13 protein-coding genes and 1 pseudogene are annotated in these 16026 nt (G+C 65.4%); 7 read left to right on the top strand and 7 right to left on the bottom strand.

The features are described from left to right. Positions 1-146 precede the first annotated feature (146 nt). Genes AWC08_RS01500 through AWC08_RS01480 form a run of 5 tightly spaced genes read right to left on the bottom strand, consistent with a single transcriptional unit; the run spans position 147 to position 6289 of the window. Positions 147-2243, bottom strand: coding sequence for a CoA transferase (locus AWC08_RS01500; RefSeq protein WP_069433067.1), 2097 nt, complete (start codon positions 2241-2243; stop codon positions 147-149). Continuing rightward, on the bottom strand, positions 2240-3322 hold the full coding sequence (locus AWC08_RS01495; protein WP_065131941.1) for an acyl-CoA dehydrogenase family protein: 1083 nt from the start codon (positions 3320-3322) through the stop codon (positions 2240-2242). Before AWC08_RS01495 ends, AWC08_RS01500 begins: the two co-directional genes overlap by 4 nt. Further along, positions 3312-4505, bottom strand: a complete 1194-nt coding sequence (locus AWC08_RS01490) for an acyl-CoA dehydrogenase family protein (RefSeq protein ID WP_065131942.1) — start codon at positions 4503-4505, stop codon at positions 3312-3314. The genes AWC08_RS01495 and AWC08_RS01490 overlap by 11 nt, the downstream gene beginning before the upstream one ends. Continuing rightward, positions 4502-5812 carry an amidohydrolase family protein gene (locus tag AWC08_RS01485; RefSeq protein WP_082986052.1) on the bottom strand — a complete coding sequence of 437 codons (1311 nt, stop codon included), beginning with the start codon at positions 5810-5812 and terminating at the stop codon, positions 4502-4504. Before AWC08_RS01485 ends, AWC08_RS01490 begins: the two co-directional genes overlap by 4 nt. Positions 5813-5854: 42 nt before the next feature. Further along, complete coding sequence (locus AWC08_RS01480) at positions 5855-6289, bottom strand: SRPBCC family protein (RefSeq protein ID WP_082986053.1); 435 nt, start codon at positions 6287-6289, stop codon at positions 5855-5857. Positions 6290-6359: 70 nt separating this feature from the next. Between AWC08_RS01480 and AWC08_RS01475 the strand changes: the two genes are divergently transcribed. The 4 genes from AWC08_RS01475 to rnhA all read left to right on the top strand — a co-directional run bounded on the left by AWC08_RS01475 (position 6360) and on the right by rnhA (position 10242). Beyond that, positions 6360-7256, top strand: coding sequence for an enoyl-CoA hydratase/isomerase family protein (locus AWC08_RS01475; protein ID WP_065131947.1), 897 nt, complete (start codon positions 6360-6362; stop codon positions 7254-7256). Between the two features lie 89 nt (positions 7257-7345). Continuing rightward, entirely contained in the window at positions 7346-8251 is a 906-nt protein-coding gene (locus tag AWC08_RS01470; RefSeq protein ID WP_065131944.1) for an SDR family NAD(P)-dependent oxidoreductase, read from the top strand. An 18-nt stretch (positions 8252-8269) separates the two neighbouring features. After that, complete coding sequence (locus AWC08_RS01465) at positions 8270-9670, top strand: aromatic ring-hydroxylating oxygenase subunit alpha (RefSeq protein ID WP_065131948.1); 1401 nt, start codon at positions 8270-8272, stop codon at positions 9668-9670. Positions 9671-9771: 101 nt separating this feature from the next. After that, complete coding sequence (gene rnhA / locus AWC08_RS01460) at positions 9772-10242, top strand: ribonuclease HI (protein ID WP_065131945.1); 471 nt, start codon at positions 9772-9774, stop codon at positions 10240-10242. Here rnhA and AWC08_RS37780 read toward each other — a convergent pair. Next, positions 10239-11665, bottom strand: a pseudogene (locus tag AWC08_RS37780) (putative bifunctional diguanylate cyclase/phosphodiesterase). The gene rnhA and the pseudogene AWC08_RS37780 sit on opposite strands and share 4 nt — an antisense overlap. 1160 nt (positions 11666-12825) lie before the next feature. Between AWC08_RS37780 and AWC08_RS01450 the strand changes: the two are divergent. Beyond that, positions 12826-13629 carry a DUF1906 domain-containing protein gene (locus AWC08_RS01450; RefSeq protein WP_069434665.1) on the top strand — a complete coding sequence of 268 codons (804 nt, stop codon included), beginning with the start codon at positions 12826-12828 and terminating at the stop codon, positions 13627-13629. Between the two features lie 76 nt (positions 13630-13705). On the opposite strand, the gene AWC08_RS01445 is transcribed toward AWC08_RS01450, so the two are convergent. After that, the gene (locus tag AWC08_RS01445; RefSeq protein ID WP_232008039.1) at positions 13706-14260 is read right to left on the bottom strand and encodes a TetR/AcrR family transcriptional regulator; all 555 of its coding nucleotides are present in this window, start codon (positions 14258-14260) and stop codon (positions 13706-13708) included. Positions 14261-14422: 162 nt separating this feature from the next. Between AWC08_RS01445 and AWC08_RS01440 the strand changes: the two genes are divergently transcribed. Together AWC08_RS01440 and AWC08_RS01435 are read left to right on the top strand one after the other, a co-directional pair. Beyond that, positions 14423-14707 carry a DoxX-like family protein gene (locus AWC08_RS01440; protein ID WP_069434667.1) on the top strand — a complete coding sequence of 95 codons (285 nt, stop codon included), beginning with the start codon at positions 14423-14425 and terminating at the stop codon, positions 14705-14707. Positions 14708-14785: 78 nt separating this feature from the next. Further along, complete coding sequence (locus tag AWC08_RS01435; RefSeq protein WP_083271304.1) at positions 14786-16018, top strand: cytochrome P450; 1233 nt, start codon at positions 14786-14788, stop codon at positions 16016-16018. Positions 16019-16026: the final 8 nt, after the last annotated feature.

The raw sequence follows: 16026 nt of genomic DNA, 5'->3' as shown, positions 1-16026 counted from the left end.
ACCAACGGTTCCCGGCACGGGTCGCGGTCCGGAGACCAATACCTGCAACCGCCCCTCGGGGGTATCAACCCACGCGACGCTGTAGCCGTCCTGTCCATAACCGGCAATCGGCGACTTGGCGGGCACGAAGGTCGACGCCCACACTGTCACTGCGGAATCGGCGCGTGAGTCAGCGGGCACTGGTCATCCTTTCCGTGAGAGACGTTGGCACTGCCCAGCGCCGGTGGAGGCGCCAGCGGCACGGGTCCTCGGCCGGTGAACCGCCACGGCAACCCGACCAGACGCGCGGTGCTGATGTCCGGATCGGGGTGGGTGACTTCGGGAAAGAATCCACGCGCCGCCAGATGCGGGTCGGCGATCAGGTCCTCGGGACGTTGTACCGCGGCGGCCCGCGCACCCAGCGCGTTCACTGTGTCAGCCGCCTCGCCGGCGGGTACCGCGGCTGCCAGCTGCCTCAGTTGGTTCTCCTGCAGCACGCCGGCATCGAATTCGACTGCGACCCAACGCCCGTCAGCGGCCCGGCACACCCCGCGACGCACCGCGCCTTCGGTCACCGGAGGCACTTCGATCGATGTGGCGGCGACGTATTCGGCCACCGTCGAGGCGACCACCTCAGCCATGGACAGGTCGATGACGGCGCCGGTGTGGCGGGCGGGTCCGAGCGCCCAGGCGGCCACGACCACGGCAGCCACCACCGACGACAAGGGGTCGGCGATCACGGTGCTGAGCCTCGCGGGTGCGCCGGTCGCATCGACGGTCAGCCCGGCCAGCCCGCCGTACGCCTGAACATTATTGGCGTACACCCGGTATCCGGCCAGCGGGCCGGTCGAGCCGAATCCCGACACCCGTACCGCGAGCCGGCCGGACGCGGCCACGGCGTCTGGGTCGACACCAAGCCGCCGCAGCCGTGACGCGCCGACATTCTCGATGAGGACGTCGCAGCCGGCGACAGCACGGGCCACATCCGCGGCGGCGTGAGTCGGCTCGATCAGCAGACTGGCCTTGGAATGGTTGGCCACCGCGAAGTAAGCGCCGCGCTCCACACCCGGTTTTCCCGCCGCGAAGGGGCCGGTGCGCCGGTAAATGTCCAGCCGGTCGGGGTCTTCGAGCCGAAGCACTCGGGCGCCCATTGCACCGAGGAGTGCCCCGATGATCGGCCCGGCCAGCACGTGGGTGAGTTCGGCGATCCGCACGTCGCTGAGCCTGCCGGTGCGGGGCTGATCCGATTGGCCGCCGCGGTGGGAAAGCCATGGTGGGCCGAGAACGGCAGTTTCGACGCCGCCCGGATGCGCGCGCGAGACGGCACCGCGAAACAGGAACTGGGGTGAGGTGAGGATCTCTTCTGGCGCGTTGACTGGTGTCGAAGGCACGCCGTTGGCCTGAAGCAGCGCGGCGCAGTCCGCCTTGTCCAGGGTCGCAGCCCATTCGGCCACGTGCCGGTTGATCAGATCCGCATGCTGGATGCGCGCGGGCCGTTCGTCCAGACCAATAGCCCATTCCGGATTGTCCAGCGCCACAACCAGTCCCCGCCACTGGTGGTTTTCGACGGCGGTGATGCGGACCAACCCGTCGCGGCACCCGAACAGGCCCGACGGGGCGAGGTACCGCCCGCTGCCCGCCCGCCCGGGGCACGCGTAGAGCAGATGCGCGCACTCGGGCAGTACGGCCGTGGATATCACGGCTTCTTGTACCGAAACATCCACGCACACAGCATGTTTCGAGACCCGGCGGCGATCGAGGCCGTGCAGGGCAGCCAATGCGGTGACGGCGCCCGCCGCCTTGAGGGCTACGTATCCCGGCGCGGGCACCGGTGTACCGTCTGAACCCTCGATGGTGGACAGCAAGCCACCGGCGGCCTGCGCGACGAGCTCTCCGCCGGTCTGCCCCGCGCGGGGGCCGTCCAATCCGAAGGGGCTGACGACGACCACGACGGCCGTTCGAGCTTGCGGCGGGGTGACCGCAGCCTCGTGGTCGACGATGACGATGTCGTATTCGTCGATCGGGTTGTCTGCGTCGGTGCCCAGCCGCTTGTCCCGGTCGAGAATGACGTCGATCGCGGCGACGGGTCCCGCCTCGGTCTTGATCACCGGTCCGTGCCGCGGCACCGGCGGGCCGCCGGTCGACTTGGTGACACCGGCCCCCAATGTGGCCAGCAGCGCCACCGCCGCCGAGCCGGCGATCCCGTCGCCCAGTTGCAGGACACGAATCCCGCCGAGAAAAGCCGTCGACGCGTCGGTAGTCACTCTGTTCGGCTCCCCTCCTGGGAGTGCCGGGAACTGAGCCACGCGGCGACGACCTCGCGGTGTTGTGCACGTGACCCCAGTGTTGCCGCGCAGCTGGCCGCGCGGCGTAGGTGAACGTGCGCCTGGTGCTCCCAGGTGTAGCCGATGCCGCCGAATACCTGCATGGCACCTTCGGGCACCGACCGCAAGGCGTGCACTCCCCAGAAGGCAGCCAAGCCAGCCAGGGCCGCCGCGTCGGCATGATGCTGATCGATCGCGTCCGCCGCACGGTTGACCAGCGCTCGTCCCACTTCGATCGCACACCGCTGGTCGACGAGCCGGTGCTTGACGGCCTGGAATGTCCCGATCGGACGTCCGAAAGCAACCCGGAGCTTGGCGTAGGCGGTTGCCGCGTCGTTGGCCGCCGACGTGATCCCGACCAGCTCGGCGACCTGCGCAACTTGGGCACGCAGTGCCGCTCCCTGATGGCGGCACCTGGCCCGCTCTGCGCGCTCTATCACATGTATCCTGCTGTCACGCATTTCGATTCGCGCCGCGGGGTTGTGGTCGAGCGGACACACCGCTGAAAGCTGAACGGCGGCATCTGTCGGGTCGACGAACCCCAGCACCGTCTCATCACCCTTGTCCGCACGAACGAGGAGCCCGGTGGCCACGGCCCCGTAGGCCACGACCGGCCAGAGCCCCGACACCCCGCCCTCAGCGGTCAGTTCCGCGCGTCCCGGCAACAGCAGGTTGACACCGTCGGCGCACCCGTCGGCGCACCACCCGGCCGCGGCCGTCACCGCCAGGGGGATGGGTGCGGCGGCGGCACCGGCCGCCTCGGCCATCACGCACAGTTCCCGAAGACCGCCCCCGCCGCCGCGGGCGGACTCACTGACCAGAACGTCAGGCCAGCCGAGCTCGTTGACGGTGCGCCACAACTGAGCGTCGAACGCCGGACCGGGACCGTCCAGCAGCGCCCTGGCTCGTTCCACGGACCACACATCCTTCAAGATGTCGTCGACGGAGTTGCGCAGCTGCGTCAATTCGGCTGTGCGATCAGCAATCTCGTCCAACGAGGGCAGCGAGTCAGGGGTCACGGGGTAGTCCCAGCAACTTTTCGGCGATGACGTTGCGCTGGATCTCCGAAGTGCCGGCGCCGAAGGTGGCGGCCCGCATCAACAGATAGCTCTGCGCCACATTGCCGTTCTTGGCGGCGCCTGGCGACCCGCGCTCCAGCGTCCCGCCGGCCCCGGCCAGCTCCAATCCGAAGTCCGCCATCTCCTGGTCCACTTCAGAGGTGAGCAATTTTGCCACCGACGCCTCGGGCCCCGGACTGAGGCCGCGTACTCCCGCAGCGGTGGCCTGTGCGGAGATCTGCCGTAAGGCCTCGACCCGCGCGGCGAAGCCGACGATCCGGTCGGCAACGTAACTGTCCGGCAAGGCGTTGTCGCACAACGCGTTGTCTTCATGAGCCATCTTCACCAGGATCGCGAGCCGGCGCTCGATGCGGTGCGTCCGGCTCTGCCCGACCCGCTCGTAGCCCAAGGTAGATTTGGCGACCTTCCAGCCACCATGCAGGGGACCGAGCACGTTGCGCAGCGGCACACGTACCGCGTCGAAGAAGACCTCGTTGAACTCGGAAGCACCGGTGATCTGCCGGATTGGGCGCACTTCGATGCCCGGAGTATCCAGTGGCACCAGGATGTAGCTGATGCCGGCGTGCTTATCGGCAGCAGGATCGGTGCGCGCCAAGATATATATCCAGTCGGCGTACTGGGCCTTGGAGGTCCAGATCTTCTGCCCGGTGATCACCAGTTCGTCGCCGTCGCGTTCGGCGCGGGTCTTCAACGCCGCCAGGTCACTGCCCGCCTCCGGCTCACTGAACCCCTGACACCACACCTGTTGTCCGGACAGGATTCCCGGTAGGTAGCCGCTGCGCTGATCGTCGGTGCCCCACTGGATGATCGTGGGACCCAGCTGGTTGATGGCACTGCGATTGATCGGTTCAGGCGCGTGGGCAGCGGCCATTTCGGCGCTGAACACCAACTGCTGCACCGGGGTTGCCGCGCGGCCGCCGTAGCGTACCGGCCAGGAGATGGCGGCCAGACCCGCGTCATGAAGCCGGCTCTGCCACAGCCGCATTCGGTTCAGCCGATCGACCTCGTCGGACGCGGCACCGCGGACATCAGGTGTCAGCGCGCTCGCCAGAAACGAGCGAACCTCGTCGCGAAAGCAGAGATCCGCATCGCTGAGCACGACGCCGGGGTCCACCTCCGTCACGCCCCACCTTGCAGAATCGCGGCCATCCGAATCTTCATCTCCCCGTAGGTGATCGCAGTGGCGCCGGCCTTCGGCGCGCGTCCCGCGTCCACCGTGGGCGCCGACAGGTCGAGGTCGGCGATCTTGTCTCGCAGCGCCGAGACAGTGCAGTTCGACCTGCCGCGCCGGTCGACGCCGGTGTATCCGAACACCCGTGCGGCGTTCTTCCAGGTGATTGCTTCAATCTCCTCGGGTGTGCAACCGTCGAGCTGGGCGGCCAACTGTTCGGGCGCGTCGGGCCAACTGCTGTCGGAGTGCGGATAATCCATTTCCCAGCAGATGGTTTCCACACCGATGCGCTCGCGCATCTCGATGCCGACCCGGTCGCGAATAAAGCACGACATGAAGTTGCGGCGGTAGACGTCGGTGGGGCTCAGGCCATCACCCAGGTCGTCACCGGTCCATGCCCGCTGCCGCGAGTAGATGTCCTCGAATCGCTCGAGCAGGAACGGGATCCACCCGATACCGCCCTCGGACAACGAAAATTTGATGGTGGGGAACTTGCGCAGGATCGGCGAGAACAACAGGTCGGCGGTGAAGCGCTGCGTGTCCAGCGGCAGCATCGAGTTGTAAGCCAGATAGGTCGTCTGGTCGGACGGCACCGGTAGCCCGCCACCGGTACCGATGTGGATGTTGACCACCGTGTTCTCCGCACAGATCGCCTCCCACAGCGGATCCCAATGCGGGTCCTGCCAGGGCGGCTGACCGTAGTTGCCGATGTGCTGTGGTGCGGTGACGGCGCGGCAGCCCAGCCCGGCCAGCCGGTGCACCTCGGCGGCGGCCAGTTTCGGGTTCCAGAGCGGGAGAATGCCCATGGGGATAAATCGGTCGGGGTGGCGGCCCCACCAGGCCTCGACGTGCCAGTCGTTGTATGCGCGCACCATCACCTCTGACACCTCACGGTCACCCCGGTAGGTGAACAGCGCGCCCGAAATCGTCGGGAACGACGGAAAGCACAGCGAGGCAAGCACACCCGACGCATTCATGTCGTCGACGCGGGCGTCCACGTCATAACATCCGGCGCGCATGTCAGCGAAGCTGGACGGCTCGAAACCCCACTCGTCGTTCGGCCGACCGGCGACTGCGTTGAGCCCGATGTTGGGTAACTGCAGGCCGTCGTACACCCAGAAACACACCCCGTCGGTGTCCTCGACGATGCGCGGAGCCTGCTCGGCGAACTTACCGGGGACCCGGCCCGCGAACATGTCGGGAGGCTCGACGGTGTGATCGTCGACGCTGATCAGGACGAGATCGAGAGGATCAATCACCCCGCACACATTAGACTAATTAACAGATATTGTCTAAGTGTTCTATATGACGGGACGGGCTTGGGCATACTCGTCGATCCAGCCGGCCATCATGCCGTAAACGGCCTCGATCGCGTCTCGCGCGGCGGCGTCATCCCCGTCCGGCTCATACTCAATGTCCCAGGCCACAGTCGATCCACCCGAGGCCTCGCTGGTGGGCTCCGACACCGAGGCGACCGCGACGAATCTCCGCACCGGCAGAGGATTGTCGGTGATTTCGTACGATAACGATCGCACCTCGGGTTTCACCCAGAGCAGCGTCTCGACGACCGGCGCGCCACCACTGCCCCCGATGCGCCGGCACATGCCTGGTCCCTCACCGTCGACTTCAACCTCACCCACGCCCGGGATCCAGCCGACCTTGCCGAAGTCGGCCAGAACTGCCCAGACGCGGTCCGCCGGCGCCTCGAGCTGTTGACTGACGCTCATTGTTGGCATTGCCTGACCGTACCAGTGAGACAGTTGATCGACTACTGTATCTATGTACCGTCTGCGCGAAGGAGTCGCGATGAGCACCGACGCCCCCGCCGGCGGCGAATTCGAGGTCGACCCGGATTGGGTGCGCTACGAGGTCGTTGAACCACACATCGCACAGATCGTGATCAATCGCCCGGACCGGCGCAACGCGATTCTCTCCCCCGACATGCACACGTTGTTCAAGGACCGTTTGAACCTCGCCGAGGAGGACGACGACGTCAAAGTCGTCATCCTGCTGGCCGAGGGCAAGGACTTCTGCAGCGGAGACGACGTACGCCGACTTCCGGTGGAGAAGGCCGGACTGCAGAAGGGTAAACGCCTCCCACAGACGGCCAGGCTGGCCAACGCTCGTCGTCTACACCGCCACTTGACGAACTGGCTGGAATTTCCGAAGACGGTGATCGCCGCCTGCCAAGGCGCCACCTTGGGCGCGGGCATGAACTTGGCACTGGCTGCGGACATCCTCGTGGTCGCCGACGACATGTATCTCGCCCGGCCCCAGGCCAGGATCGGCTTCGCGGGGTTCTCGACCGCAATGCCGTTGGCATTGCTGAAATTAGGCCCGAACCGCGGCTACGAGGCGATGATCACCGGACGCAAAGTACCTGCGACCGAGCTGCGCGACTGGGGAGTCGCCGCATCCGTGGTCCCCGCCGCCTCGCTGCGCGGGGAGGCCATGCGCTATGCGCGCGCCATCGCCCATCACTCGGCCGACGGGCTGATGGTGGGCAAACATGCACTCATCGCGTTCTGGCACGCAGTCGGAATGGCTCAGTTCGGCGACTGGGTGCCGATGGGGCACACGGTGTTCAGCAACCTGTCCTGGCGCGACGACGAGTTCAACTTCATGAAAGAGCGTGGCGAACGCGGCGCGCGGGAGTCGATGGCCGAACTGGAGCGCCGCTACCAGGAGTGGGGCTTCGACTAGCAAGCCATCGGTATGCAACTATACAGATTCTGTTTTTCTGTTCTGTATGCTGATGGGAAACCAATCCGCCGCGAGGGAGCTGGACGACGATGGGTGTGCTCGACGGACGTACCGCGCTGGTGACCGGTGCCGGACGCGGAATCGGTGCGGCGGTCGCCGAAGGTCTTGCGGCCGAAGGCGCGACAGTCCTGGTGTCGGACGCCGGCGTGAGCGTCGACGGCACCGGCCACGATGCGGGCCCCGCCGAAACCGTCGCCGCTACCATCACGGCCGGTGGCGGCAAAGCCTTCGCCGACGCCACCGACATCACCGACTTCGCCGCGTGCGGCGAGCTGATCGATCGGGCCGCTGAGACACTCGGCGGTTTGGACGTCGTGGTGAACGCCGCGGGGATTCTGCGCGACGGCATGGTGTTCAAGATGAGCGAGGCCGACTGGGACGCGGTGATCTCGGTGCACCTCAAGGGCACGTTCAACATCACTCGGCACGCCGCGGCCTGGTGGCGGGAGAACCGCGGCGGACAGTACCGGCTGATCAATTTCAGTTCCATGTCCGGGCTGCAGGGCGCACCGAGCCAGCCCAATTATGCGGCGGCCAAGATGGGCATCGTCGGCCTTACCTTCTCGTGCGCCAACGCATTACGCAACTACGGTGTGCGATGCAATGCGATCGCACCGATCGCAGGGACCCGGATGACCCAGGGCATCAAGGGCGGCGGAAGCATGGACTACTCCGACAGCAACACCCGACTGTCCCCGAAGAACTGCGTACCGCCCGTGGTGTATCTGGCCAGCACGCAGTCAGATTGGTTGAACCGCCGCGTGATCTTCGCCGGCAACGGTCGCATCAGCCTGATGTCCAACCCGGTCGTCGAGCGCGAAATCGTCTCGTCTTCCGGCGTTTGGGACATCCCGACCGCGTTCGCGGAGATCGAGACGTCATTCAAGGAAGCTGTCCTATATCCCAACATCTTCGACAAACCACCCGCCGGCTGAGCAGAGGTGAAGGGTGACATGACCGAATTAGCCACCGAGCGGGTACCCACACGCTTTGCCTGCGGCGATACGTTCGTGCCGAAGAGCCGCTACATCGACCCTGAGTTTTTGCAGCTCGAGTTGAGCCGATTGTTCACGCAGGTATGGCAGCCAGCGTGCCGGGAAGAGGAAATCCCCTCTGCCGGTGACTATTACGAGTACACGGTCGGTCCGCATTCCATCGTCGTGGTGCGACAGAAAGACCGCAGCATCAAGGCTTTTCACAACACCTGCGCCCACCGCGGGATGAAGCTGGTGCGCGGGGCCGGACTATTGCCGGACCAAGAGTTCCGTTGCGAGTTCCACGGTTGGCGGTACGCACTGGACGGCCGCTCCTCCTTCGTGCCGTGCCGTGACGAATTCGCCTCTAGGCCGCGGGAGCAATGGGGCCTGCGGCCGGTCGCGACCGGCACGTGGGGCGGCTGGATCTTCATCAACATGGCAGCCGACCCGCCGGACCTGCTCGAATGGCTGGACCCGCTGCCTACGGCCTTGGCCCCATTTCGGTTGCAGGACATGCGGTTCCGCTGGCGAAAGCGCACGTATCTGCCGGCAAACTGGAAGACGGTCATCGACGCATTCATCGAGGGCTACCACACAGCGGGTACTCACCCTCAGACCATGCGCTCGGCGCAGGGGCCGCGGCCGTCGACCGCGCCGGCGCCACCCCAGGAATACATCTACGCTCCGTATACCCCGACCATCACCTATAAGAACCACTCCCGGTTCGTGTATACACAGCGTCCCGAGCACGCCAACCGCGATAAGGGGCGTCAGGAACTCGCCGCGCGGCCCGAGGTCTTCGCCAATTCGATGAAATACCAGTACCTCGAGGTCGGCTCACTGGTCACCGAGCGTGACTTCCGCGCCGCTCAGCAGTTGGCCACCATGGAGCCTGATGACGTCCCGCCGTTTCTGCGCTACCACCAGATGTGCGAGGAACTCGCGCTTGCCGAAGGTGTTGACTTCCCGCGGATGTCGATGGAGCAATACTTCGGCGGCAACGGCGACTGGCATGTGTTTCCCTCCATGGTCATCCTGGTCGAGAAGTCGTGCCTGCTCGGCTACCGAATGCTGCCTGACGCCCAGGATCCGAACCGGTGCGTGTTCGAGATGTTCTCGCTGGAGCACTTCGCCCCGGGGGAGGTTCCCGAGACGTCGTGGCAGGTTTTCGAGCGCTGGCAGGACCACTACGGCTGGGGTGAGTTGCCGACGCAGGACTTGCAGAACATCGGCGCGATCCACGCCGGGATGCATTCCGCGGGCTTCGACGGGCTCTGGCTGAACACCGCGCAGGAAATGTCGATCCGCAATGAACACGCCATCGCCGACAGGTTCCTGTTCGGTTCAGGCAACGGGCATTCAGCGCCCGCGAGCTAGTCAGGTACGTATGTTTCTTGCTCCCGTCCGAAGGCGCGCCGGACGGGATCGTCTCGCGGGTCGCGCGCCCGTTCGCACGACGCAGTGCCTATCCTCGGCGCATGGCCGAGATTGTCCGCGACGTCGTCGTCATCCACACCGACGGCGGGTGCAGACCCAACCCCGGACCCGGCGGGTGGGGGGCGGTGCTGCGCCAGAATCAGCATGTCCGCGAGATGTACGGCGGTGAGTCGGATTCAACCAGCAACAACCGGATGGAACTGACGGCGCCGATCATGGCGCTGGAGGCGCTCACCCGAGCGGTGACGGTGCACCTCTACACCGACAGCACCTATGTTCGGAACGGCATCACGAAGTGGGTGCTCGGCTGGGAGCGCAACGGCTGGCTGACTGCCGCCAAGCAGCCGGTGAAGAACGCCGACCTCTGGCGGCGGCTGCAAGCGGCCTGCGCGCGGCACCGAGTCGAGTGGTTCTGGGTGAAAGGCCATGCCGGCGTAGCCGATAACGAACTCGCTGACCAACTGGCGACCCGGGGTCTGCGGGAAGCGACCGCGCTGTCTGCGGCACCTTAGTCACGGTGGCGCGGTGGCGGTGTCAGCGTCGCGCGGCTAGCGCCGACGAGTTCTGAGACCATCGCCGCGGCGACGGGCATCCCCAAGTAGTAGCCCTGCCCAATATCGCAACCGTGCTCACGTAGCCAGGCCACCGTCTCGCCATCCTCGACGCCTTCGGCAACCACGGTGATACCCAATTCGTGGCTGAGGTCGATCACCGCGCGAACCACTGCCGCGGCCCGCTGATGATCCGTCAGCGACGCAATGAAGTAACCGTCGAGCTTCACCTCGTCGATTTGCAGGTCACGCAGGTAACTCAGCGCCGAATACCCGCTGCCGAAATCGTCGATCGCCACCCGGATCCCGCGTTCGCGCAGCCCCCGCAAGACCGCCGTCACCTGACCCAACTCGTTGAGAACGACATCCTCGGTGATCTCGACCGTCAACATGTCCGCGGGAAGCCATGGTCGCCGACAGCACTGCAGAGCCTGTCGGGCAGTTGCCTGTCGCGCAGCAGCGGCGCGAACAGGTTGACCGCCACCGGCGTCTTCGTTCCCACTGCCGTCCACCGAGCAGCATCTTCGAGTGCCTTCTCGAGCACCAGATCGGTTACCGGGCGCATCAAACCCTGCCGGCGCACCAGCGGTATGAAGGTGTCCGGTCGCAGCACACCCAGCTGCGGATGGGGCCAACGCAACAGCGCCTCCACCCCCACCACGCGGCCGGTGCTCAACTCTACTTTGGGCTGATACACGACATCGAGTTCGCCATGGTCGATCGCTTGGCGCAACTCCCCCAACAAGCGCACTTGTGAGGCGCCATCGCTCCCCGGTTGGCCAGCCTCTACGCCCGTTACCTCCACCACATCGGGATCGATCAGCAACATATCCGGACTGAACGTGGACACCACCGAACTGCGTGAGCGTTTGGCGGCGTACATCGCCACATCGGCACGAGTCATCAACACTTCCGGAGCCAGGTCCGGCTCGTCCGACGAAGCGACCGCCATCCCGACGCTGGGACGCAGCAGCAACTCCTGGCCGTCCATGGCGAACGGCTCATCGAAAACCTCGACCACGTTGCGCGCGACCAGCTGCGAACGATCGGGCCGGCCTTCGAGCAGAAGAGCGAACTCGTCCCCGCCCAGACGCGCGACCGTGTCGCCCGGTCGCGCGCAGCGCGACAACCGCTCGGCAACACCGACCAACACGCTGTCGGCAGCCGGATGGCCCAGGCTGTCGTTGACCATCTTGAAGTCATCGAGGTCCAGCGACACCACAGCCACCGTGCGATCATCGCGCCGGCGCAGCGCCATCGCCTGAGTCAACCGGTCGTAAAACAGGATCCGGTTCGCCAGGCCGGTCAATGGATCACGCAGTGCCTGATCGGCAACTGCGGAAAGCAGTCGCCTGTTCTCCCACGCGGCGTACGACTGCCGCATGAAAACGAGGGTCATCAGCACCGGAACCCCTGCTCGCAGCGGGCCGGTCATGACCATGGCCGGCCCGACGGTGCCCGCCAGCAGCAACGGCAGGTAGGGCAGCCACAGCGTTGCCCAGGTGGGCACCAGATCGGTCAGTTGCGCCGGCGCCGGCGCCGCCCTGGCCACCAGAGCCGCGGCGCCAAGGACGACCAGCCATAAAGCCCAGCCGATGTCGACCGCGAACCAGGCGTCCAAACGACCGGTCGTGATCTGATACCCGAGGGCGATATCGGACAACGCTCGCAGCACGAAAGCCGCGGAGATCAACCACAGCGGGGCCCGCTGTCCGGCACCGGCGTGTGCGAGAGCCAGCACCGCAACCATGGCAATGAAGAGATCAAGCGCCGGATAAACATGCGCCGGAGCGGCTCCGCCTCCGCCCTCGCGAAGCGTGTGCTGATACAACGTCTGCCCGCCGGTGGCCATCAACAGCACGAACAGAGCCACTGCGACGACGAGACAGTCCAAATACATGCGTACGCGGGAGCGCACGGTCGGCCCCGCCGCCAACAGCAGAATCGCGGCGCAGGCCAGCGCGGAAAATGCCCAGTACATCGCGTCCGCCGGCGAAGGCGACGAAATCCGGTGCAGGACGAGCGAGTAGAACGCCCGTGTCAGATCGGCCACCGCAAACGCCGCCAGGCCGATCGACATCGCGGTCCAGCCGGCACGGCGGCGGCGAGGCGCCGACCGCACGGCCAGCGCCGAGCACACACTCGCATAGATAGCGAACGGGATAAGGGCAACGGAGTCGACGACCATCACGAGGCCGTCGCCACCCCACCCGAAGATGAGCCAGAGGGCCAGACCGAGACACGCGACCGCCGACAACGCGACCGCCAATGCGGATCGCGAATATCGGCGAACGTTCACGACGTCACCGCTGGCTCGTCACCTTTGGGTCGAATCGCACTTCCCCCTGTTTGGGTCCACAGCAAAGCTCCAACAAGAGCCGTGCCGTGCCGGCTTCTGCGATCTTGAGCCGAACTGACCCAGTTTGCAATCACCGGTGGCATCGGCCCGGCTGGGGCTCGGGCCGGTGAACCGCACGGACCGATTTGGTATCAGCTCGCGCACGCTACTTCTGTTAACAGAAGTCACATACTTAACATCACGCGATGCAGGACTGGTCGATCAATTTTTGCCCACGGCAGGCGCGTCGCGTTGCTCGTCGTGACTTATTGCGCTACGCCCTCGCCCTGTCTGCACTGCCAGGCCTGCATGCGGTATCGGCGCCTGCACCCGCGACGGCCGCTGCCGCGCCCAAACTGATCGACTTCGCCATGCACCAGATTCCAGCGGAGCACATCAAAGCCGCCGGCTACTCCGGGGTCATCAACTATGTCTCGCTGTCGCGTCCCGGCTCGTCCTTCGGCGCCAAGCCGATCACCCGCTCCTACGCCGAGCAGCTGAGGGCTGCCGGGCTGATCATCGTCAGCAATTACCAATACGGCAAGCCCGGCGGGACGGCATCATCGGACTTCAAGCGCGGGTTCGCCGGCGGCGTCGACGATGCCCGCACCGCCTGGAAGCTGCATACCGCGGCGGGTGGCGGTCAGAGTGCCCCAATCTTCTTCACCATCGATGAGGACATCAACCACGACACATGGAACAACGTGGCGCTGAAGTGGTTTCGCGGAATCAATTCGGTGCTGGGAGTGCAGCGCACCGGTGTCTACGGCGGTATCGATGTGTGCCAGTGGGCGGCCGCCGACGGGGTCATCGGCAATTCGCGCACCCCCGGACGACGGTGGGCCTGGCAAACCAAGGCTTGGTCCGGCAGTCGGATCGACCCTGCCGCCGTTCTCTACCAACGGGTGGTCAGTACGGCATCTAATCCCGGCCCCAAAGTCGGCGGACAAGAAGTCGACGTCAATGACGTCCTTGCCGAGGATTGCGGTCAGTGGAACCTGCATCCCTGAGCCCTTAAGACCTAGCCGTGGCACAAGGGGCGGGACACGTCCCGATTCACCCACGGAGCGCACCTGGACACGCCTCTCAACTCGTCGAAATGCCATGCAGCACAGCGTCTATCACGCCGCGGTAACGTACGGTCGTTTCCCGCGCCGATGCCGTCACGCTCAGCGCTCGGTACAGCGTCGCACCGATCAACGCGTCGGCGGCAGCGTCGAGGTCGGCGTCGTCGCGGATCTGGCCCGCCGACACCCCGAGGCGCAGGCGCTGCGATACGGCTTCGTGGAAGCGGCCGGTGAGTTGTTGGTAGAGGGTGTCACGATCGCGGAGGTCTTCGGCAGCGGCAGCGGTAAGCGAGCGAATGAGTGCGACGTTCTCCGGGGAAGAACCGGTTTCGGCGTACGCACACATCCATGTCGTCAGGTCCGCAACGGTATCTCCCGTATCAGGAAGCGTGAAGTCGGATTGGTCGTACGCCTGCATGACCGCCTCGGCTACCAACGGAGCCTTCGAAGGCCAACGGCGGTATACCGTTTGAACGGCCACCCCCGCGATTGCGGCGACCTTGTCCATCGATAACCCGCGATACCCCGATTCAAGGAGAAGCGTGCGCGTGGCATCCAGGATCGCCTCGTGCACCGCCGCGCTCCTCGGCCGCCCTCGACGGGATTGGCTCACATCAACAAACGTAAAGCACCGGCGCCGCGCCCCTATCCGACTGTGCCGCGATGTGCCACTATTAACGAGAAAAATATTCTCGTAAATGGTGACAACAGGTAGGCAGATCGGAGCACCGTCACGATGGCCGTCCACACCGAGAACTCGGGGCGGCGCCTGGGTCTGTGGGTCAGCGCGATTGGGGTGGCGCACTTCGTCGTGCCGCGGTGCTTCGACCCCATCAACCGACTCGGCTTCCCCAACCACGCACGCGAGTTCACCTACATCAACGGTGCACTGGAGACGCTGATAGGCCTTCTGATGGCGAGTCCCAGGACCCGTCGGCAGTCCACGGTGATATCCGCCTGCTACGTCGTCTATCTCACGACTGCCATCGTGTTCACCCAACAGAAGACCTTCCGAAGCTGATTGGGAACGGCGTTGTCGCTCCGCAAAACTGTCTCCAAGGCGAACGAAGCCCTCAAACCCGTGGGCAGCGCGGTCCGCATGAATGTCGCGGCGACAATCCGGACACGCCGACGCGGCTACGGCGGTTGGACCGGTGCGATCAATACCGATTACGACCCGCAGGATCCAGCCACCGCGGCTCGGCCCTTCGAGGCGTACCGCGCTCTGCACCGCGGCGGCCGTGTGCACTACAACCCGCGGCGCGCTACCTTCATCGTCAGCCGCCTCGACGATGTGCGGGCCGCGCTGCGCGACACCGATGCGGTCACCAGCACCCAAGGGGTCACCCGACTGAGATTCTCTGCGCCGCTGGCGGTGCTCACCGACGGCGACGAACACACCCGACTACGCAAGCAGGTCCAGCCGGGATTCAGCAAGGGCGCCATGAACTCCTGGCGTGCGATGATCGAGAAGCTCGCCGTCGAACTGGTCAGCGACGTCATCGACAACCCGGGATGCGATGTCGTGCAACGCTTGACGATACCGATGCCGATACGCCTTATCGCTCAGATTCTCGGCATACCCGACTCCGATGTCGATGACTTTCGCCGGTGGTCCGAACGCGGCGTCGGGATCATGGAATTGACGCCGACGCTTTCCGGTGTCCTCGACGCAGCCAAATCGATGGCGGCCATGGCGGCGTTACGCCGTTACTTCAGAACGCAATTCGCCGCAGGGGGGCTCAAGGGCTTTAACACCGTCCTGGGACGGCTCATCGAACACAACACCGACGGCAACCTCACCGACCAACAACTCATGCTCATCGCCATCCACCTGCTGATCGCCGGCAACGAGACCACCACCAACCTGCTCGGCGGGATGTTCGACACCCTCGCGCATCACCCCGACCAATACGACCTCATTCGCGCCCGACCAGACCTCATTCCCCTTGCCGTGGAGGAGCAGCTACGGATCACCACACCGATCCAGAACCTGTATCGCTATACGCGAGCCGACTACCGCATCGGCGACGTCACCATCCCCAGCGGATCACGCGTGCTGCTGTCTTTCGGCGCGGCGAACCGCGATCCCAGCGCGTTCGACTTTCCCGATGAGTACCGCGCAGACCGCGACCCGAGAAAACACATCGCGTTCGGCTACGGTGCCCACATGTGCCTGGGAGCGCCACTGGCCCGCATGGAAGCCCAGGCCGTTTTGCGCCAACTCGTCACCCGCGTGGCGCGAATCACCCCAGCCGGCCCGACACGATGGTCGAGTCACAGCTCGTTGCGCGGACCCACCCACCTACCGATCCACCTCACACCGGCCTGACGAGTTGG

Origin of the sequence: Mycobacterium gordonae, from assembly GCF_002101675.1 — a bacterium.
Lineage (GTDB): Bacteria > Actinomycetota > Actinomycetes > Mycobacteriales > Mycobacteriaceae > Mycobacterium > Mycobacterium gordonae.
This window is presented reverse-complemented; position numbering and strand designations above follow the sequence as displayed.

Excerpts from the sequence above, each read along its gene's own strand:
- AWC08_RS01480 (WP_082986053.1), bottom strand. The coding sequence starts at position 6,289 with ATGCCAACAATGAGCGTCAGTCAACAGCTCGAGGCGCCGGCGGACCGC.
- AWC08_RS01475 (WP_065131947.1), top strand. The coding sequence starts at position 6,360 with ATGAGCACCGACGCCCCCGCCGGCGGCGAATTCGAGGTCGACCCGGAT.
- AWC08_RS01470 (WP_065131944.1), top strand. The coding sequence starts at position 7,346 with ATGGGTGTGCTCGACGGACGTACCGCGCTGGTGACCGGTGCCGGACGC.
- AWC08_RS01465 (WP_065131948.1), top strand. The coding sequence starts at position 8,270 with ATGACCGAATTAGCCACCGAGCGGGTACCCACACGCTTTGCCTGCGGC.
- rnhA (WP_065131945.1), top strand. The coding sequence starts at position 9,772 with ATGGCCGAGATTGTCCGCGACGTCGTCGTCATCCACACCGACGGCGGG.
- AWC08_RS01450 (WP_069434665.1), top strand. The coding sequence starts at position 12,826 with ATGCAGGACTGGTCGATCAATTTTTGCCCACGGCAGGCGCGTCGCGTT.
- AWC08_RS01440 (WP_069434667.1), top strand. The coding sequence starts at position 14,423 with ATGGCCGTCCACACCGAGAACTCGGGGCGGCGCCTGGGTCTGTGGGTC.
- AWC08_RS01435 (WP_083271304.1), top strand. The coding sequence starts at position 14,786 with ATGAATGTCGCGGCGACAATCCGGACACGCCGACGCGGCTACGGCGGT.